Genomic DNA, 19,145 nt, shown 5'->3' with positions numbered 1-19,145 from the left:
ATCTTCCCGCCAAACCATCCAGTCCGGCAACCCATCAGCATCTCAGCCAATTTCCAGAAGATTTCTCATGAACGAAAGACTTCGTCGCCAGCAGCGCCGCCGCCCTCGTTCAGTGAGCGGGGTTATAGATTCGCTTCTCTCACCAGTCAACAGCGCTCTTCGCAGTTTTTCGAAGAATCATTCAATGCCCTGAAATCAAACGTTAAATTCGGACATGGCTATCACGGCCCGCGCCGCGATGCCGAAATCCTCCGGATCTTGCGCCCACGGACGCTATGCCGGCCGGCGTCTGCAGCGGCGTCTCGGCATAGCGGCGATTGGCGCTTGAACGGCGGCGCGCTCTTGCTAGTGTCGGCACGCATTCGACAAGGAGACGAGCATGCTGGTGTTGCACGAAACCGAAACCGCCGAGGCCCTCAAATGGGCCGACCTCATTGACGCGATCGAGCGGATGTTCCGCAGCCATTGCGTCATGCCGGTTCGCCATCATCATGAGGTCGCCGTGCCCGGCGAGGCGGATGCCACGCTGCTGCTGATGCCGGCCTGGGTTCCGGGCGACTATATTGGCGTGAAACTCGTCTCCGTTTTTCCCGACAATCATGCGCGCGGCCTGCCGGCAATTCACGGCAGCTATATCCTGTCATCCGGCAAGACCGGCAAGATGCTCGCCGTGGTCGACGGCGGGGAGCTCACGGCGCGGCGGACCGCCGCCACCTCGGCGCTCGCCGCCCGCTATCTGGCGCGGGACGATGCCTCGCATCTGCTGGTGGTCGGGACCGGCCGTCTCTCGCTCAATCTCATGCAGGCGCATGCGGCCGTCCGCCCGATCACCCGCGTTTCGGTCTGGGGCCGCAATCCGGCCAATGCGGAGAAAAGCGCGGAAGAGGCGCGCGCGCTCGGGTTCGACGCGGTCGCCTGCACCGATCTCGAGGGCACGGCGCGGACGGCCGACATCATCTCCTGCGCGACCCTGTCGAGCGTGCCGCTCATCCACGGCGCTTGGCTGAAGCCCGGCGCCCATCTCGACCTGATCGGCGCCTTCAAGCCGAGCATGCGCGAGAGCGACGACGAGGCAGTGCGGCGCGCCACGATCGTCGTCGACACGCGAGACGGCGCACTCGGCGAGGCCGGCGACATCCTGCAGCCGCTCAAGGCAGGGGTGATCAGCGAGGCCGACATCAAGGCCGATCTCTTCGATCTCGTCGCGGGCCGCCACAAGGGGCGTTCGGACGGTGGAGAGATCACCCTGTTCAAGTCGGTCGGGGCCGCGCTCGAGGACCTGGCCGGCGCGATCCTCGCCTACGAGACCGTCATGGAGCCGTTCGCCCGCCAGGAAACGTGATGCCGCCGCTCCTTCCCCATCTGCCCGTCAGCGAAAGCCTGCCGGCGATCGTCACGGCGCTCGCGGAGGAGAATCGGGCGATCCTGTCGGCCCCGCCCGGCGCCGGCAAGACGACGATCGTGCCGCTCAGGCTCCTTAATGAGCCCTGGCGCGGCGACGGCCGGATCATCCTGCTGGAGCCGCGGCGGCTCGCCGCGCGCGCGGCGGCCGGCCGTATGGCGAGCCTGCTTGGGGAGACCGTCGGCGAGACGGTGGGCTATCGCATGCGTCTCGACAACCGCGTGTCGTCGCGGACGCGCATCGAGGTGGTCACCGAGGGCGTCTTTGCCCGGATGATCCTCGAGGATCCGGAACTGCCCGGCATTGCCGCCGTGCTGTTCGACGAATTCCACGAGCGCTCGCTCGACGCCGACTTCGGCCTGGCGCTGGCGCTCGACGCGCAATCGGCCTTGCGCCCGGACCTGCGCATCCTGGTCATGTCGGCGACGCTCGACATCGACCGGATCGCGGCCTTGCTCGGCGATCCGCCGATCATTCGCAGCGAGGGGCGGAGTTTTCCGATCGACATCCGCTATCGCGACCGGCCGGCCGGCGAGCGCATCGAGGATACGGTGACATCGGCCATCCTGCAGGCGCATGCGACCGAGAGCGGATCGATCCTCGCCTTCCTGCCCGGGCAGGCGGAAATCCGCCGCGTCGCCGAGCGGCTCGAAGGTCGTCTCGACACAGGCACCCTGATCGCGCCGCTCTACGGCAATCTCAGCCAGAGTGAGCAGGATGCGGCCATCCGGCCGGCGCCGGCGGGACATCGCAAGATCGTGCTCGCCACCTCGATCGCCGAGACATCGATCACGATCGACGGCGTTCGCGTGGTGATCGACAGCGGGCTGCAGCGCCTGCCGGTCTTCGAGCCTTCGACCGGGATCACCCGCCTCGAGACGGTTCGGGTGTCTCGCGCTTCGGCCGACCAGCGGGCCGGGCGGGCGGGGAGAACCGAGCCCGGCATCGCCATTCGCCTCTGGCACGCGGGCCAGACGGCGGCATTGCCGGCCTTTACCCCGCCGGAGATGTTGTCGGGCGACTTGTCCAACCTGGTCCTCGACATGGCGCATTGGGGCGTACTCGATCCTAAAGGCCTGTCGTTCATCGATCCACCTCCGGCCGCCGCGTGGAACGAGGCGCGTGCGCTGCTTCGGCTGATCGGGGCGCTGGATCCATCCGGCGCGATGACCGCGAAGGGCCGCCGCATGCGTGACCTCGGCCTGCCTGTCCGGCTTTCCGCCATGGTGCTGGCCGGTGCCGATGAGGGGGCAGCCAGGCCGGCGGCCGAGATTGCCGTACTCTTGACCGAACAGGGGCTCGGCGGCACGGGGATCGACATCGACGAGCGGCTGCGCCGTTTCCGCCAGGACCGCGGCGACCGCGCCGTTGCGGCGCGAAAGCTCGCCGAGCGGCTCGCCTCTGGCTTCGCTCATAGGAAGGGGTCGGCATCCCCTTCCACCGCCGGCTCCTGGACCACCGGGCAATTGCTGCTGCATGCCTATCCCGACCGGATCGCGCTCAGGCGCGGCGGGCGAGGCCGCTTCGTGATGGCCAATGGCCGCGGTGCCGAAATCCCGGAGACCGAGCGGCTGGCGGGGGCCGACATGCTGGTGATCGCCGACCTGACCGGCCGCGCGGCACAGGGCCGCGTGCTTGCGGCCGCCGAAATCGATCGCGGGCAAATCGAGGTCACGCTTCCCGATGCCATCCAGCGCCGCGACGAGTGCTTCTTCGACCTTGCAAGCCGGCAGGTGCGTGCGCGGCGGATCACCCGTCTCGGTGCCATCGTGCTCGATGAAGCGCCGCTGGCGCGCCCCACAGGCCCTGCCGCGACCGAAGCACTCGCCGAGGGTGTGCGGCAGGTCGGGATCGGCGCCCTGCCCTTTTCCAAGGCGGCCGAGCAGCTGCGCCAGCGGGTGGGTTTTCTTCACCGCACGATCGGCGAGCCCTGGCCGGACATGTCGGATGCTGCTCTGCTCGATTCTATCGACAGCTGGTTCACACCCTATCAGACGAATGCGCGCGGAATCGACGACCTTTCGCCCGGCGCGCTGTCCGATGGCCTCGCTTCGCTCATTCCGCATGGTCTGCAGCGCGAACTCGACCGGCTGGCACCCACCCATTTCACCGCGCCCACGGGCCAGAACCATCCGATCCGCTATGACGGAACGGAGCCCGTGCTGGCGATCCGCGTGCAGGAACTGTTCGGTCTCAAGAGCCATCCGGCGATCGGCGGGGGCAAATTGCCGCTGGTGCTGGAGTTGACCTCGCCGGCGCACAGGCCCATCCAGACGACGCGGGACTTGCCCGGCTTCTGGGCGGGCTCGTGGAAGGACGTTCGGGCCGAGATGCGGGGACGCTATCCGAAACATCCGTGGCCGGAGGATCCGGCCCACGCCTTGCCGACGACCCGCGCCAAGCCGCGCGGCACCTGACGCGACAGTAACGAGGAGGCTGAAGGAATGACCATACCGGACACGGCGATCCCCTTCGGACCATCGAGCCGCAGGCTGCGCCTGCAGACATTGGTGCGGCTGCGCTGGCTCGCCGTCGCGGGGCAAGGCGCGACCGTGCTCATCGTGGCATTCGGGCTCAATTTTCCGCTGCCGCTCCTCACCTGCGCGGTGTTGATCGGCGTCTTGGCGGCGGCCAACTTCCTGCTTTCCGTCCGCTTTCCGCCGACCTACCGGCTGGAGCCGAGTGCCGCCTTCGCAGTGCTCGGTCTCGACCTCTTGCAGCTCGGCGCCATGCTGTTCATCACCGGGGGACTTGCCAATCCGTTCGCTCCGTTGATCTGCGTGCCGGTCATCATCTCCTTTGCCTCGCAGCCGCTCCGGCATGCGCTGGCGCTTTTTGCGCTCGCCATGCTGCTCATTTCGGCGCTGCCGTTCTCGCCCTATCCGCTTCCCTGGTACGGGGGCGATGCGCCGACGCTGCAGCCGGTGATGCAGGTGGGCGTGTGGTTCGCCATCACCTCGATGATGGCGTTTGCGGCCTTTTACGCCTATCGCGTTTCGCAGGAGGCCACGCTGCTGGCCGATGCGCTGTCGGCAACCGAGCTGGTCCTGCAGCGGGAAAAGCACCTCTCGCAGCTGGACGGGCTTGCCGCGGCGGCGGCGCACGAACTTGGGACGCCGCTTGCCACGATCAGCCTTGTGGCCAAGGAAATGGAACGCGAGCTCGGCCAGGACGAGCGGTTCGGCGAGGACGTCCAGTTGCTGCGCAGCCAGAGCGAGCGCTGCCGCGACATCCTGAAGCGCATCGCCACCCTGCCCTCCGAGAGCGAGGAGCATATGCGCAGATTGCCGCTCTCCTCGCTCATCGAAGAGGTACTGGCGCCGCATCGCGAATTCGGCATCAGAATCGAGCTCGTCGAGAAGTCGCAACGCGCCACCGAACCGGTCGGCATTCGCAATGCAGGCATTCTGCATGGGCTCGGAAATCTCGTCGAGAACGCCGTCGACTTCGCCCGCGAAAAGGTCACCGTCACGGTCGAGCATGACGTTTCGAAAGTGGCGATCACCATCGAGGATGATGGCGAAGGCTATGCGCCGGACGTGTTGCAGAGGATCGGCGAACCTTATGTCACCACCCGCCAGCGGGATGACCAGGCGGGGGGCCTAGGGCTCGGCCTGTTCATCGCCAAGACCCTGCTCGAGCGCTCCGGGGCACGGCTGCGCTTCGAAAACCGCGGTCCGGATCAACCGGGTGCCAGGGTCGAGATCGTCTGGCCTCGCCATCGAATGCAGGCCTGATCATGGCAAAATGACTTTACCGCCTGCCCAATACTGGCCATAACCACACATTGACGCTCAAGATTGCCCTGCAGGAATGCTCAGTCATGACAGAACACACTCCGTCCGACCCCTCGGCCGCAACCGGCGACAGCCCATTGGGTCCCAATCCGACGCTGCTGATCGTCGACGACGACGTACCCTTTCTGCGTCGATTGGCGCGGGCCATGGAATCGCGGGGCTTTGCCGTGGAGACGGCGGCTTCTGTCGCGGAAGGCATTGCCAAGGCGAAGGCGGCACCACCGAAATACGCGGTGATCGATCTCAGGCTGGGTGACGGCAACGGGCTCGATGTCATCGAGGTGATCCGCCAGAATGGCAGCGATACACATATCGTCGTTTTGACCGGCTACGGCAATATCGCCACGGCGGTGACCGCCGTGAAGCTCGGAGCGCTCGACTATCTGGCGAAGCCGGCCGATGCCGACGAGATCTTCCTGGCGCTGACCCAGCGTCCGGGCGAGAAGGCGGAAGTGCCGGAAAATCCGATGTCGGCCGACCGGGTCCGCTGGGAGCATATCCAGCGGGTATTCGAAAGCTGCGACCGCAACGTGTCCGAGACGGCGCGCCGGCTCAACATGCACCGCAGGACATTGCAGCGCATTCTCGCCAAGCGCGCGCCGAAATAGCGGTCAGTCCCGGGCCGGCGAGCGGATGGCCCACTCCGCCATCATCAGGCGCTGGGCGGCGCTGCGGGAAAAATCGAGCGTTACGGCCTTGCGGGTCGCCGGCGGCAGCTTGTGTTCCGGCGCCTCGCGCAGCAGATGAGCGCCGTATCCATCCGAAAGCAGCAAGCCGCAATCCTCCGGAAAGATGTCGAGCGGCACATCGGGATGCGTGGCGAAGAACAACCGGTCGCAATAGGCGCGGTAGTCCGGCCATTTGCGGTCGACGCGGAAATCCTCGATCGAGGATTTGATCTCGATGATCCAGATCTCGCCCTTTTCCGAGAGCCCGACCAGATCGGCACGCCGGCCGTTGGCAAGCGCCAGTTCCGGCAGCACGGCGAGCCGCATGTCGTTGAGCAGGACCTGGACGCCGCGGCGCACCAGCATGGCCCGCTCGGACTGGCGACCATCGATTAACGGATTGTTTACGGCGATGGAAAGAATGGTCATGAATTGCGTCCAGGAAAGCAGATCCGCATGTTGCAAAAAAACCATGTGCGGTCATTTTGCAGCGCCGAAGTAACCGGGCGGCTGCCCGCCACTTGCCAAGGCGCTTTTAATCAAAAATAAACCATAATCAAAGATGGTCGAGATCACCATCTCCCAGCCCGAATGAACGAGTTTTTCCCATGCGCCTCCGCAATGCTTTGACTGTGTTCGGCCTCGTCGCGACGATCGGCCTCACCGGATGCACGACCACGACCGATACCGCATCCGGCACGCCCGGAAAGGCCGAAACCACAACCGCCAAGATCTTCACCGATTCCTACGGGGCTGTCACCGACGCCGGTTACACGCTTCCGGCGATCCCGATCAACAAGGTCAATTCGAAATTCCATCGCCAGATCGTCTCCTACTCGACCAAGGAACGGCCGGGTACGGTGGTCGTCAACACGCGGGAGCGCTTCCTTTACTACGTTCTGCCGAACGGCAAGGCTGTGCGCTACGGCATCGGCGTCGGCAAGCAGGGCTTTGCCTGGCAGGGCGAGGCCTATATCGCCTGGAAGCAGGAATGGCCGACCTGGCATCCGCCGAAGGAAATGGCGGCCCGCAAGCCGGACGTCGCCCAGTATGTGGAGGCGGGCATGGGACCGGGCCTGCGCAACCCGCTCGGTGCGCGCGCCCTCTATCTGTTCAACGAAAAGGGCCAGGACACGCTGTTCCGCCTGCACGGCACGCCGGAATGGGCCTCGATCGGCACCGCCGCCTCGTCGGGCTGCATCCGCCTGATGAACCAGGACATCATCGATCTCTACAGCCGCGTCCGCCCGGGCAAGGGCGCCAAGGTGGTCGTCCAGCAGTAAGCGCTTCGAAGCGTTCCCATGCAAAAAGCCGCCGGAGAAATCCGGCGGCTTTTTCGTTTGCGCTTGGCTCGCGTTCAGCCTGCCAGGCTGGCCTTCAGTTCGAGGCGGCGACGATGCAGAACCGGCTCGGTATAACCGTTCGGCTGCTCGCGGCCCTTCAGCACCAGGTCGAGCGCCGCCTTGAAGGCGATCGAACCGTCGAAATTGCCGGCCATCGGCCGATAGGCAGGATCGCCGGCATTCTGGCCGTCGACGACGACGGCCATGCGCTTCATCGTTTCGAGGATCTGCGCCTCGGTGACCACGCCGTGGTGCAGCCAGTTGGCCATGTGCTGGGCCGAGATGCGCAGCGTCGCGCGGTCTTCCATCAGGCCGACATTGTTGATGTCGGGAACCTTGGAACAGCCGACGCCCTGGTCGATCCAGCGCACCACGTAGCCGAGAATGCCCTGGGCATTGTTGTCGAGTTCGCGCTGGATTTCTTCCGGCGTCCAGTTCGGGCGGATGGCCACCGGCACCGAGAGGATGTCGCGCAGATTGGCGCGCGGGCGGCTCTTCAGGCCTGCCTGGACGTCGGCGACATTGACGCGGTGGTAGTGCGTGGCATGCAGGGTGGCGGCCGTCGGCGAGGGAACCCAGGCGGTATTGGCGCCGGCCTTCGGATGGGCGATCTTCTGCTCCAGCATGGCCGCCATCAGGTCGGGCATGGCCCACATGCCCTTGCCGATCTGCGCATGCCCAGACAGGCCGCATTCGAGGCCGATGTCGACGTTCCAGTTCTCATAGGCGGCGATCCAGGCTGCCTGCTTCATGTCGCCCTTGCGGATCATCGGACCGGCTTCCATCGAGGTGTGGATCTCGTCGCCGGTGCGGTCGAGGAAGCCAGTGTTGATGAACACGACGCGTTCCTTGGCGGCACGGATGCATTCCTTGAGGTTGACCGTCGTGCGGCGCTCCTCGTCCATGATGCCCATCTTGATGGTGTTCGGTACCATGCCGATCAGCGCCTCGACGCGCGCGAAGATCTCGCAGGCGAAGGCGACCTCTTCCGGACCGTGCATCTTCGGCTTGACGACATACATCGAGCCGCTGCGCGAATTCGCCCGGCGGCCGTTCGGCCCGATATCGTGCAGGGCGATCAGCGCGGTGACCGCGGCGTCCATGATGCCTTCCGGCACCTCATTGCCGTCCCGGTCGAGGATTGCCGGATTGGTCATCAGGTGGCCGACATTGCGCACCAGCATCAGCGAGCGGCCGTGCAGCGTGAGGGTCGTACCATCCGGCTTCGTGTATGCGCGGTCGGCGTTCAGCGCGCGGGTAAACGTCTTGCCGCCCTTCGAGACCTCTTCGGTCAGATCGCCCTTCATCAGGCCGAGCCAGTTGCCATACACGACGACCTTGTCCTCGGCGTCGACGGCCGCGACAGAATCCTCGCAGTCCATGATCGTGGTGATCGCCGATTCGAGCCAGATGTCGTTGATGTGGGCCGGATCGGTCTTGCCGATCATGCCTTCAGCATCGATGACGATCTCGGTGTGCAGGTTGTTCTTGACCAGCAGGACCGCATCCGGCTTGTCGGCGCCGCCGCGATAGCCGGCGAGCTGCGCAGGGTCGGAGAGACCGGTGACGCCGCCATCGGCCAGCGTGACGAACAGCGCGCCGTCCTGGATCGACAGGCCGGCGACATTGCTCCAGCTGCCGGCGGCAAGCGGTGCCGAATCATCCAGCAACTGCCGACCCCAGGCGATGACCTTGGCGCCGCGCACGGGATTGTAGCCCTTGCCCTTTTCGGCGCCGTCGGTTTCGGCGATCGCATCCGTGCCGTAAAGCGCATCGTAGAGCGAACCCCACCGCGCATTCGCCGCGTTCAACGCATAACGTGCGTTCATGACCGGAACGACGAGCTGCGGCCCGGCGATCCGGGTGATCTCCGCATCGACATTGGAGGTGGAAACCTTGACCTCGCCGCCTTCCGGCAGGAGATAGCCGATCTCGCGCAGAAATTCTTCATAGGCATCCATGTCGATCGGCGCGCCATTCTGCTTGTGCCAGGCGTCGATCTTTGCCTGCATCTCGTCGCGCTTGGCCAAAAGCGCCCGGTTCTTCGGCGCGAGGTCGTGCACAATGGCCGACAAGCCCTTCAGGTATGTCTCCGGGTCGACCCCGGTTCCCGGCAATGCCTCGTCGATCAGGAACTGGTGAAGTTCGGTGTCGATGGAAAGTCCGTGGCTTTCGATCCGGCTCATGGCGCTGTCTCCTCGCAAATCTGGCTGTAGCTTTCGTGGTGAGACTTTGATCTGTTCTGATTCATTGTCAATCGAGCACAAATTACAAAGATTTGTGCCGGATTGGAAACTATTCCCCGTGTGCCAGGCGGGGCCTGCCGCTTGCCGTGGCGATGAAACGCGCTTCGACGAGCTTGCGGCTGCCATCGATCTCAGGCGCATCGATTTCCTCGACGAGGGCCAGGACCGCATCGACGGAGCCATTCTGCCGGGCATGTTCGAGCGCCCCTGCGCTTGCCCTTTCGCGCGCGGCGTCGAAGGCCTTTTCCTCGTCCGTGAAGCGGCGGCCGTCTCCGGCGCCCGACAGTATGAAGACGCCATCCTCCGGCGACGTGACGAAGACGGTGACGGTGGCGCGGACCCGCCCCACCACCGCGCCGACCGCATTGGCGACATCCGCGTCCGCCGGGACTTCGCAGGCCACGGACAGCATGTCGCCGATTGCCGGGTAGTAGACCGGGGCCGAGGCGCCGAGCCCGACGAGCGGACGGTCGAGCGACAGGGAGAAGCGCACGATGCCCGCCTCGCGCCGCAGCGCGTGGTCGATCAGCAGCGAGCGGGCGGGATCGACATCGGCCAGGCCGGCCTCGGGAAGGACCGCGGAGAGGATGACCTCCGCCGACTGGCGCGTCAGCCGGTCGATGATGCGTCCGGCAAGATCCTCCGGCGAGGCCGCGATCGGCTGTCCGGCCCCATTCTTGCGGCGCATGGCAAGCCGCAGGCCGAGTTCGGCCGCTTCCCGCTCCCACTGGCCCTGACGGCCAAGAACATGCATCGCGTCCGAGGGCGTGATGCCGCAGATATGCACGAGCCCGCGCGCCACCAGCCGATCGAGCGTCGCCAGCTGCGACGTTGCCGTCATCAGCTGGTCGAGCGCCACGGGCTCAGACCCGATGCGCGCGAACAGCGCTGTTTCCTGCGCCGCCAGACCGGCGGCCAGATGATCCGGCACGCCGGTGCGGACCGCAAGGCGCCCGTCATGGCGGCCCATATGGGCCGCACGCAGCTGCCGTTCGAGAATGTCGATGACCGGCCGGCCATGCAGCGTGGCCGCAAGGCTGAGCGGTACGAGCCGGCGCGGTCCGAGATCGATCCGCGCATTCATGCTGCGGTCGTCGATCCTCACCTCCGAATCTCCGCCGAGGCCATAGGTGCGCATGGCCACCGCCTCGACCATGGTGCGGTATCCGCCGACCACGGCACCGTCCGCATCAAGCCGTGGGCGCCCGCCCTCGAGGATCGCCACATCCGTGGTCGTACCGCCGATGTCGGAAACAACGGCATCGGCAAGACCGGTCAGATGACGGGCGCCGACCAGGCTTGCTGCGGGACCCGACAGGATCGTCTCGATCGGCCGCAACCGAGCCTCAGTGGCCGAGATCAGGGCACCGTCGCCTCGCACGACCATCAGCGGCGCGTCGATGCCGCGCCTTGTGAGGAAATCCTCGCAGGCGCCGACAAGCCGGTCGATCATCGACACCAGGCGGGCATTGAGCAAAGTGGTGAGCGCCCGGCGCGGACCGCCGAGCTTCGACGACAGCTCGTGGCTGCAGGTCACCGGCAGGCAACAATGATCGCGGATGAAGTCGCGGACCCTGTTCTCATGGGCCGGATTGCGCACGGCAAAATAGCCGGCAACGGCGAAGGAGGACACCGTCCGGCTCAGCTCCGGCAGGGCTTGCTCCAGCGGCGAGAGATCGAGCGGCGTCTCGGTGCCGTGCACATCATGGCCGCCGGAGAGATAGATGACGGGATCGGAGCCCAGCGCATCGGCGAGACCGTCGCGTTTCAGGTCGTCGGGACCGAAGCCGATCATGACGAGGCCGGCGCGTCCCCCCTGCCCTTCGACGAGCGCATTTGTCGCCAGCGTCGTCGAAAGCGACACCAGACCGATCGCCTCGACGGAGACGCCAGAGGTTTCGATGACCTTTCCCAGCGCTTCCGAGATACCGATCGCGAGATCATGGCGCGTGGTGAGCGCCTTGGCCTTGGCGAGGATGCCTTGCGTCTCACTGTAGAGCACCGCGTCGGTATAGGTGCCGCCGGTATCGATGCCCAACAGGTAAGGAAGTGTCACGCCAGCTGCCTCGGTCTTTCAGAATTTCGCCATCACGGATCACGCTGTTATCGCATGGAGAAACCGGGCGGCAATAGCCGGCAAACGGCAAATCATGGCCGCGAAACCGCAGCCCGCGCGGTGACCCGCATCGGCAGGCCACCGGCCGGCTGCACGGTCAGCTTCTGCACCGGCCACGGCCTGGTTTCGGCGGTCGTGTCGAAGCGATAGCGCCGCATCAGGACGGCGAGCGCGATCACGGCCTCCTGCAGAGCGAAGGTTGCGCCGATGCAGACCCGCGCCCCGGCGCCGAAGGGCAGATATTGAAAGCGGCCGATCCTTTCGCGGTTTTCCGGCAGGAAACGGCTCGGGTCGAAGGCGCGCGGGTTTTCCCAGTAGAGTTCATGCCGGTGCAGCGTCCAGGGCATGATGAGGATCGTCGCACCCTTGCGGATGTCGAGCGCGGTTCCATCGGGGGCCTCGAAGCGGTCGTCGGCCACGGCCTGGCGGTTGATCGACGGGGCCGGCGGATAGAGCCTCAGCGCCTCCTCGAAGGCGGAACGCACCAGCGGCATGCGCTCCAGCCAGTCGACCGGATCCGCACCGCTGTCGAGCACAGCGTCGATCTCTGCCTCCATGCGATCCCGGATGTCGGGACAATTGGCGACGCAGAAGAAGGTCCAGGCGAGCGCACGGGCGGTGGTCTCATGGCCGGCGCCGATGAAGGTCAGGATATTGTCCTCGACCTCCTCGGTCGTCAGACCCTGCGGCCCTTCGACCTCAAGCAGCAGGGTGAGGAAATCGCGCGGCGCGGATTGCGGGTCCCGCGCTATCGCCGCCTTGCGCTTTTCCATCGTCGTCCGGACCAGCGCGCGGAACTTGCGCAGCACGTGACGACCCCGCAGCCGGGCGAGCCGGGGGATCCATCCCGGAGCCGCCAGCATGTCGAGCGGATCGATCCGCCCCATGTGGTGCAACAGCGCATCGACATCCCCGGCGACGTCATCGCCGTCGGTGGCAATCTCGCCGGAAAACAGCGTCTCGGAGAGGATGAGATAGGTGAGCCCAGTCATGTCGGCGGCGATGTCGCGCACCGTCCCTTGCGCGTCCGTCGTGGCGTAGCGCGCGGCGAATTCCTCGCTCTTCTCCAGCATCTGGCGGGCAAAGCCGCGCGCATGGCGCGGCGTGAAGACGGGCGCCATCGCCCTTCGCGAGCGCCTCCACACCCCACCCTCGGCGGTCAGCAAGCCGTCGCGCAGGATGGGGCGCAGGACCAGTTGCCGGACCTTGTCCATCACGTAGTTGCCGGCATTGTCGACCAGCACGTGGCGGATCAGATTCGGATCGTTGACGATCACGGTGGTGCGGCCGAAGAACCGGGTCTCGATCCAGGGCAGGGTATAGGAAGGCACGCCCCAAAGCTCGAGCGGATTGCGCAGGACCGTACGAATGATCTCGAGCTTCGACGGCGGATAGGGGCGCGGGACGGGCGCGGGCGGCTCGAAGAGGTCGGGGCTGTCGACAACTGCCATGGTTCCGCTCCGCGGTGGCGCGCTCAGCCCCGAGGCGGGCTAGAACAGCACCTCGAGTTCACTCAGACGGTCGTTCACCAACCACCCGTAATAATTCTCTTCCGGCCAGACCGGCGATCCGGCGTCGGCATTGCGGGCCGCCAGCGCCCGGGCCCGCTGCAGCGAGTTGCCGACGTTGAACAATGTCGCGGTCACGCCGGGATTCTTGGAAATTTCCATGCCGGCGACCGTCCGGTAGTCGTCGATCGCCTTGCGCAGCACGCCCGCCATGAAGGCGAGCGAGAGGTCTGGATCCATGATCGCCTCGTAGACGCCGGCCGCGTCATTCTCATCCAGCTTGGCGACGCCCGATTTCTGCGACACCAGATCCGACAGCATCAGCGCCGTCAGGGGGTTGATCTGCCCGAGGCCGAAGGTCTGGCCGGCATAGAAGGGCTGGAAGAACACCGCACTGAAACGGTTGTTGGGAAAAGCCTTCCCGCCGACGCTGCGGCCACGGAACTTGGCCTCCCAGACGTCTTCGCGGCAGGACCATAGCTTGTAGGAATCCTTCATCGCCGCGCATTGGGAAAATTCCGGTCGGGCGACGAAATCGGCGATCCCTTCGCCGTCATAGGCGAAACGGAAGCTGTTGCCCGCATAGGCCGCCGCCTTGACGTAATAGCTCTGCAGGCTGTCATAGGCATCGACATTGAAGGTGTGCTCACCGACGATGGCGCCGACCATGTGGATCGGATCGATTCCGTAGGTCGCCGCCGTCTTCCTGATCTTCGAGCGCAGCCTGTCGTCGCTCGCCAGTAGATCACGCACTTTCTCGTATTTCAGGTCGAAGGTCGTCTTGCCGGCCTGGGTGCGCCGCACCGAAGCCCCAGGGATCGGCGGCTGCTCGGCATGGCGGTTGCCCTCGGGAACGACACGGAGCGATCCCGCGTTCACACCCGCCGGCGCAAGAACGAGCATCGCCAGAAAGAATGCCCGAGTAAGTCGACCCACGATACCTTCACCCCAAGTTGTCAATATGCAGATTGCTTTCCGGCGCCACCCATACAGAAGCAAGGCCGTGCTTGTCGACCTTGCCCTGCGTCACATTTGCGGCATTCCTTCGGCGAAACCCGCATAATCTGCCCGGTGCTACAGGATATAGCGCGACAGATCCGCATCGGCGGCGATCTCGCCGACATGCTCGGCGACATAGGCCCGGTCGATCATCACCTTCGAACCGCCCCGGTCGGGCGCGTTGAACGAGATGTCGTCCAGCACGCGTTCCATCACGGTCTGCAGACGTCGTGCGCCGATGTTCTCGACCGACGTGTTGAGCTTGACCGCAACATCGGCCAGCGCATCGATCGCGTCTTCGGTGAAATCGAGATCGAGTTCCTCGGTCGCCATCAGTGCCTTGTACTGGCGGATGAGGCTCGCCTCGGTCTCGGTCAGGATGCGGCGGAAGTCCTCCTTGGTGAGCGGCTTCAATTCGACGCGGATCGGCAGGCGTCCCTGCAGTTCCGGCAGCAGGTCCGAAGGCTTGGATACGTGGAAGGCGCCGGACGCGATGAAGAGGATATGGTCCGTCTTCACCGGTCCGTACTTGGTCGACACGGTGGTGCCTTCGACCAGCGGCAAGAGGTCGCGCTGCACGCCTTCGCGCGAAACGCCTGCCCCCATGCCGCCTTCACGCGCGGCGATCTTGTCGATCTCGTCGAGGAAGACGATGCCGTCGTTCTCGGCCGAGCGGACCGCCTCGCGCTGGATCACTTCATTGTCGATCAGCTTGTCGGACTCGTCACGGATCAGGTCGGCATAGGAGGCCTTGACCGTAGTACGCACCTTCTTGGTGCGGTTGCCCATGGCCTTGCCGAACATCTCCGACAGGTTGAGAATGCCGACATTCGCGCCCGGCATTCCGGGAACCTCGAAGCCGGGCATGCCGCTGCCGCTGTCGGCGATCTCGATGTCGATCTCCTTGTCGTCCATCTCGCCGGCCCGAAGCTTCTTGCGGAAGCTGTCGCGGGTGGCCGGGGACGCCGTCGAGCCGACCAGCGCGTCGAGGACGCGTTCCTCGGCGCCGGCATGGGCCTTGGCCTGAACTTCGGCGCGCTTCTTTTCACGTACCAGGCCGATGCCGACCTCGACGAGATCGCGGATGATCTGTTCCACGTCGCGGCCGACATAGCCGACTTCGGTGAACTTCGTCGCCTCGACCTTGATGAAGGGCGCGCCTGCAAGCTTGGCGAGGCGCCGCGAGATTTCCGTCTTGCCGACGCCGGTCGGGCCGATCATCAGGATGTTCTTCGGCATCACCTCGTCGCGCAGGTCCTCGTCGAGCTGCTGGCGGCGCCAGCGGTTGCGCAGCGCGATCGCCACGGCACGTTTCGCCTCGTGCTGTCCGATGATGAAGCGGTCGAGTTCGGATACGATCTCGCGGGGAGAAAAAGTCGTCATATCGCTTGTTCCAATGGTCGGAAGGAAAGAGGATCAGTTGTCGCTGTCGAGCGACTCGACCACGATATTGTCGTTGGTATAGACGCAGATCTCGGCGGCGATCGCCATGGCCCGGCGAGCGATCTCTTCTGCCGACTTTTCGCTGTCCATCAGGGCGCGGGCAGCCGCCAGGGCATAATTCCCACCGGAGCCGATCGCCATCGCGCCATGCTCGGGCTCGAGCACGTCGCCATTGCCGGTGATGGCAAGAGTGATGGTCTTGTCGGCGACCAGCATCATGGCCTCGAGGTTGCGCAGATACTTGTCGGTCCGCCAGTCCTTGGCGAGCTCGACGGCGGCGCGCATCAGCTGGCCTGGATATTGCTCGAGCTTCTTCTCCAGCCGCTCCAGCAACGTAAAGGCATCGGCGGTCGCGCCGGCGAAACCGGAGATCACGTCGCCCTTGCCGATCCGGCGCACCTTGCGGGCATTGCCCTTCATTACGGTCTGGCCGAGGCTCACCTGGCCGTCGCCCGCCATGATGACCTTTCCGCCCTTCCGCACAGTAATAATCGTTGTCATCTACGCACCTGTTGGCCCGTCTGCCGGGCGTTCGATTGGGAACGTGAAATCGTTCGGTTGATACCTATGTAAGTCGACCTCGCGCGAATGCAATCTTGTGACGCATCGCGGAAAAGCACGGCCTGCTTTTGCTGGATATTTAACCGACCGCCTGATAAGGAACCCCTGACCAAGGCATGGAGCGGACCCTGATGGGCGAAACAATGATCCGTCGCACGGGAAGCATTTCCCGCAAGACCAACGAAACTTCCGTTTCGGTTTCCGTCGATCTCGACGGCACCGGCGCGGCGAAGATTTCCACGGGCGTCGGCTTCTTCGACCATATGCTGGACCAGCTGTCGCGACATTCGCTCATCGACATGGAGATCGATGTGAAGGGCGACCTGCATATCGACGACCACCACACCGTCGAGGACACGGGCATCGCCATCGGCCAGGCCATCTCCAAGGCGCTCGGCGACCGGCGCGGCATCACCCGCTATGCGTCGATCGACCTTGCCATGGACGAGACGATGACCAAGGCGGCGATCGACGTGTCGGGCCGGCCCTTCCTGGTCTGGAATGTCGCCTTCACCGCGCCGAAGGTCGGCACGTTCGACACCGAGCTGGTGCGCGAGTTCTTCCAGGCACTGGCCCAAAATGCCGGGATCACCCTGCATATCCTCAACCACTACGGCGCCAACAACCACCATATCGCCGAGACCTGCTTCAAGGCCGTGGCTAGGGTCCTGCGGACAGCCGTCGAAATTGATCCGCGCCAGGCCAGCCGCGTTCCCTCGACCAAGGGCACCCTCGTCTGAGGCCTGCCCGTCCGAAAACGGTGGAAAGCAGCTTGATCATCGCTTTGCGGCGTGCCGGGGCCTTGGCTCCACGGCGTCGCGTTTAGGAAAAGGACGTTCGACGATGCGCGTGGCGATCATCGATTATGGATCCGGAAATCTCCGTTCGGCAACGAAAGCCTTCGAACGGGCGGCGCGCGAAAGCGGCGTCGACGCGGTCATCGAGCTGACCGACAAGGCCGACCGCGTGGCGACCGCCGACCGCATCGTGCTGCCGGGCGTCGGCGCCTATGCCGACTGCCGCCGGGGGCTCGACGCCGTTCCTGGCATGCACGAGGCGATCGTCGACGTCGTCGAGAAGAAGGGCCGACCCTTCTTCGGCATCTGCGTCGGCATGCAGCTGATGTCGAGCCGCGGGCTGGAAAAGACGATCACCCCAGGCTTCGGCTGGATCAAGGGCGACGTGGTAGAGATGACGCCGAGCGATCCGACCCTGAAGATCCCGCAGATCGGCTGGAACACACTCGACCTGCACCAGCCGCATCCACTGTTCGATGGAATAAAGACGGGGCCGGACGGCTTGCATGCTTATTTCGTCCACTCCTACCACCTCGCCGCGGAAAATCCGGATGACGTGATCGCCACCACCGACTATGGCGGGCCGATGACCGCCTTCGTCGGTCGGGCCAACATGGTTGGCGCGCAGTTCCATCCGGAAAAGAGCCAGACGCTCGGCCTCAGGCTGATCGCCAATTTCCTTTCCTGGCAACCGTAAGTCTCCTCCAGTATCGGACATTCCGCATGATCCTTTTTCCCGCCATCGACCTCAAGGACGGCCAGTGCGTGCGGCTCAAGCTGGGCGACATGGAACAGGCCACCGTCTACAACACCGATCCCGGCGCCCAGGCGAAGGCCTTCGAGGACCAGGGTTTCGAATGGCTGCACGTGGTGGACCTGAACGGCGCCTTTGCCGGGACGAGCGTCAACGGGGCAGCGGTCGACGCGATCCTGAAGGCGACCAAGAATCCGGTGCAGCTCGGCGGCGGCATCCGCAGCCTCGAGCACATCGAGAACTGGCTCGAGCGCGGGCTTTCGCGCGTCATCCTCGGCACTGTCGCCGTGCGCGATCCGGCGCTGGTGATCGAGGCCTGCAGGCGTTTCCCCGGCAAGATCGCCGTCGGCATCGATGCCAAGGGCGGCAAGGTGGCGGTCGAGGGCTGGGCTGAAGCCTCGGAGCTCGGCGTGATCGAGCTTGCGAAAAAATTCGAAGGGGCGGGTGTATCGGCGATCATCTATACCGATATTGATCGTGACGGCATCCTGACCGGTATCAATTGGGACTCGACGCTTTCGCTGGCCGATGCGGTCTCGATTCCGGTGATCGCCTCGGGCGGGCTTGCCTCGATGGAAGACATCCGCCGGATGCTCGAGCCGGATGCGGCCAAGCTCGAGGGCGCCATCACCGGCCGCGCGCTCTATGACGGCCGCATCGACCCGGTCGAAGCCCTGGCGCTGATCCGCGCCGCCCGCGCCTGAACGAGGATAGACCATGACGCTGAAAGCCCGTGTCATTCCCTGCCTGGACGTCAAGGACGGCCGTGTCGTCAAGGGCGTCAACTTCGTCGACCTGATCGACGCGGGCGATCCCGTCGAGGCGGCCAAAGCCTATGACGCCGCCGGTGCCGACGAACTCTGTTTCCTCGACATCACCGCAACGTCCGACAATCGCGACACGATCTTCGAGGTCGTCGCCCAGACGGCGGACCAGTGTTTCATGCCGCTCACCGTCGGCGGCGGCGTGCGCACGATCGCCGACATCCGCAAGCTCCTGCTGTGCGGCGCCGACAAGGTGGCGATCAATTCGGCGGCTGTGAACAATCCGGATTTCATTGCCGAGGCGGCCGACAAGTTCGGTGACCAGTGCATCGTCGTGTCGATCGACGCCAAGCAGCGGCGCAAGCAGGAAGCCGGCGGCGACAATGTCAGCGCCTGGGAGATCTACACCCATGGCGGCCGGACCCCGACCGGCATCGATGCGGTCGAGTTCGCCAAGAAAATGGTCGAACGCGGTGCCGGCGAATTGCTGGTCACATCCATGGATCGCGACGGCACGAAGAGCGGCTACGACCTGGAACTGACACGGACCATCGCCGATGCCGTTCGGGTTCCGGTGATCGCGTCTGGCGGCGTCGGCACCCTCGACGATCTCGTCGCCGGCATCAAGGACGGACACGCGACGGCCGTGCTCGCCGCCTCGATCTTCCACTTCGGCACCTATTCGATCGCCGAAGCCAAACACTACATGGCGCAGCACGGCATCGCCATGCGGCTCGATTGAACCGA

16 protein-coding genes are annotated in these 19,145 nt (G+C 65.0%); 9 read left to right on the top strand and 7 right to left on the bottom strand.

Going from position 1 to position 19,145, the window contains the following annotated elements:
- Window positions 1-379: 379 nt before the first annotated feature.
- From RHIZ70P_RS15980 to RHIZ70P_RS15965, 4 genes are all read left to right on the top strand, one after another.
- Window positions 380-1,342 (top strand): ornithine cyclodeaminase family protein, encoded by a 963-nt coding sequence (locus RHIZ70P_RS15980; RefSeq protein ID WP_115671469.1) that lies wholly within the window; start codon window positions 380-382, stop codon window positions 1,340-1,342.
- A complete protein-coding gene (hrpB, locus tag RHIZ70P_RS15975) occupies window positions 1,342-3,819 on the top strand; it encodes an ATP-dependent helicase HrpB (RefSeq protein WP_115671468.1) in 2,478 nt (825 codons plus the stop codon). The genes RHIZ70P_RS15980 and hrpB overlap by 1 nt, the downstream gene beginning before the upstream one ends.
- A gap of 27 nt (window positions 3,820-3,846) precedes the next feature.
- Window positions 3,847-5,139 (top strand): ActS/PrrB/RegB family redox-sensitive histidine kinase, encoded by a 1,293-nt coding sequence (locus RHIZ70P_RS15970; RefSeq protein WP_115671467.1) that lies wholly within the window; start codon window positions 3,847-3,849, stop codon window positions 5,137-5,139.
- Between the two features lie 86 nt (window positions 5,140-5,225).
- Window positions 5,226-5,807 (top strand): ActR/PrrA/RegA family redox response regulator transcription factor, encoded by a 582-nt coding sequence (locus tag RHIZ70P_RS15965; RefSeq protein WP_115671466.1) that lies wholly within the window; start codon window positions 5,226-5,228, stop codon window positions 5,805-5,807.
- Window positions 5,808-5,810: 3 nt separating this feature from the next.
- Here RHIZ70P_RS15965 and RHIZ70P_RS15960 read toward each other — a convergent pair whose 3' ends face one another.
- Window positions 5,811-6,296, bottom strand: a complete 486-nt coding sequence (locus tag RHIZ70P_RS15960) for an MmcB family DNA repair protein (protein ID WP_115671482.1) — start codon at window positions 6,294-6,296, stop codon at window positions 5,811-5,813.
- Between the two features lie 179 nt (window positions 6,297-6,475).
- Between RHIZ70P_RS15960 and RHIZ70P_RS15955 the strand changes: the two genes are divergently transcribed.
- Window positions 6,476-7,150, top strand: coding sequence for a L,D-transpeptidase (locus RHIZ70P_RS15955; RefSeq protein WP_115671465.1), 675 nt, complete (start codon window positions 6,476-6,478; stop codon window positions 7,148-7,150).
- 74 nt (window positions 7,151-7,224) lie between these two features.
- Here the strand turns inward: RHIZ70P_RS15955 and RHIZ70P_RS15950 are convergent, their stop codons facing one another.
- The 6 genes from RHIZ70P_RS15950 to hslV all read right to left on the bottom strand — a co-directional run bounded on the left by RHIZ70P_RS15950 (window position 7,225) and on the right by hslV (window position 16,023).
- A complete protein-coding gene (locus RHIZ70P_RS15950; protein WP_115671464.1) occupies window positions 7,225-9,396 on the bottom strand; it encodes a malate synthase G in 2,172 nt (723 codons plus the stop codon).
- Between the two features lie 109 nt (window positions 9,397-9,505).
- The gene (locus tag RHIZ70P_RS15945; protein WP_115671463.1) at window positions 9,506-11,512 is read right to left on the bottom strand and encodes a hydantoinase/oxoprolinase N-terminal domain-containing protein; all 2,007 of its coding nucleotides are present in this window, start codon (window positions 11,510-11,512) and stop codon (window positions 9,506-9,508) included.
- 92 nt (window positions 11,513-11,604) lie between these two features.
- Window positions 11,605-13,023, bottom strand: a complete 1,419-nt coding sequence (locus RHIZ70P_RS15940) for a cytochrome P450 (protein WP_115671462.1) — start codon at window positions 13,021-13,023, stop codon at window positions 11,605-11,607.
- Window positions 13,024-13,062: 39 nt separating this feature from the next.
- On the bottom strand, window positions 13,063-13,983 hold the full coding sequence (locus RHIZ70P_RS15935) for a DUF1402 family protein (RefSeq protein ID WP_115671461.1): 921 nt from the start codon (window positions 13,981-13,983) through the stop codon (window positions 13,063-13,065).
- Between the two features lie 171 nt (window positions 13,984-14,154).
- Window positions 14,155-15,462 (bottom strand): ATP-dependent protease ATPase subunit HslU, encoded by a 1,308-nt coding sequence (gene hslU, locus RHIZ70P_RS15930; RefSeq protein ID WP_115671460.1) that lies wholly within the window; start codon window positions 15,460-15,462, stop codon window positions 14,155-14,157.
- Between the two features lie 33 nt (window positions 15,463-15,495).
- On the bottom strand, window positions 15,496-16,023 hold the full coding sequence (gene hslV, locus RHIZ70P_RS15925) for an ATP-dependent protease subunit HslV (protein WP_115671459.1): 528 nt from the start codon (window positions 16,021-16,023) through the stop codon (window positions 15,496-15,498).
- 191 nt (window positions 16,024-16,214) lie between these two features.
- On the opposite strand from hslV, the gene hisB reads away from it, so the two are divergent.
- The 4 genes from hisB to hisF all read left to right on the top strand — a co-directional run bounded on the left by hisB (window position 16,215) and on the right by hisF (window position 19,140).
- On the top strand, window positions 16,215-16,823 hold the full coding sequence (hisB, locus tag RHIZ70P_RS15920) for an imidazoleglycerol-phosphate dehydratase HisB (RefSeq protein ID WP_115671481.1): 609 nt from the start codon (window positions 16,215-16,217) through the stop codon (window positions 16,821-16,823).
- Between the two features lie 103 nt (window positions 16,824-16,926).
- Window positions 16,927-17,577 (top strand): imidazole glycerol phosphate synthase subunit HisH, encoded by a 651-nt coding sequence (gene hisH, locus RHIZ70P_RS15915; protein ID WP_115671458.1) that lies wholly within the window; start codon window positions 16,927-16,929, stop codon window positions 17,575-17,577.
- A gap of 26 nt (window positions 17,578-17,603) precedes the next feature.
- On the top strand, window positions 17,604-18,338 hold the full coding sequence (gene hisA, locus RHIZ70P_RS15910) for a 1-(5-phosphoribosyl)-5-[(5-phosphoribosylamino)methylideneamino]imidazole-4-carboxamide isomerase (protein WP_115671457.1): 735 nt from the start codon (window positions 17,604-17,606) through the stop codon (window positions 18,336-18,338).
- A 13-nt stretch (window positions 18,339-18,351) separates the two neighbouring features.
- Entirely contained in the window at window positions 18,352-19,140 is a 789-nt protein-coding gene (gene hisF / locus RHIZ70P_RS15905) for an imidazole glycerol phosphate synthase subunit HisF (protein WP_115671456.1), read from the top strand.
- Window positions 19,141-19,145 lie beyond the last annotated feature (5 nt).

The organism is Paenirhizobium selenitireducens ATCC BAA-1503, assembly GCF_900492185.1.
In the GTDB taxonomy this organism is placed as follows: Bacteria; Pseudomonadota; Alphaproteobacteria; order Rhizobiales; family Rhizobiaceae; genus Allorhizobium; species Allorhizobium selenitireducens_A.
This window is presented reverse-complemented; position numbering and strand designations above follow the sequence as displayed.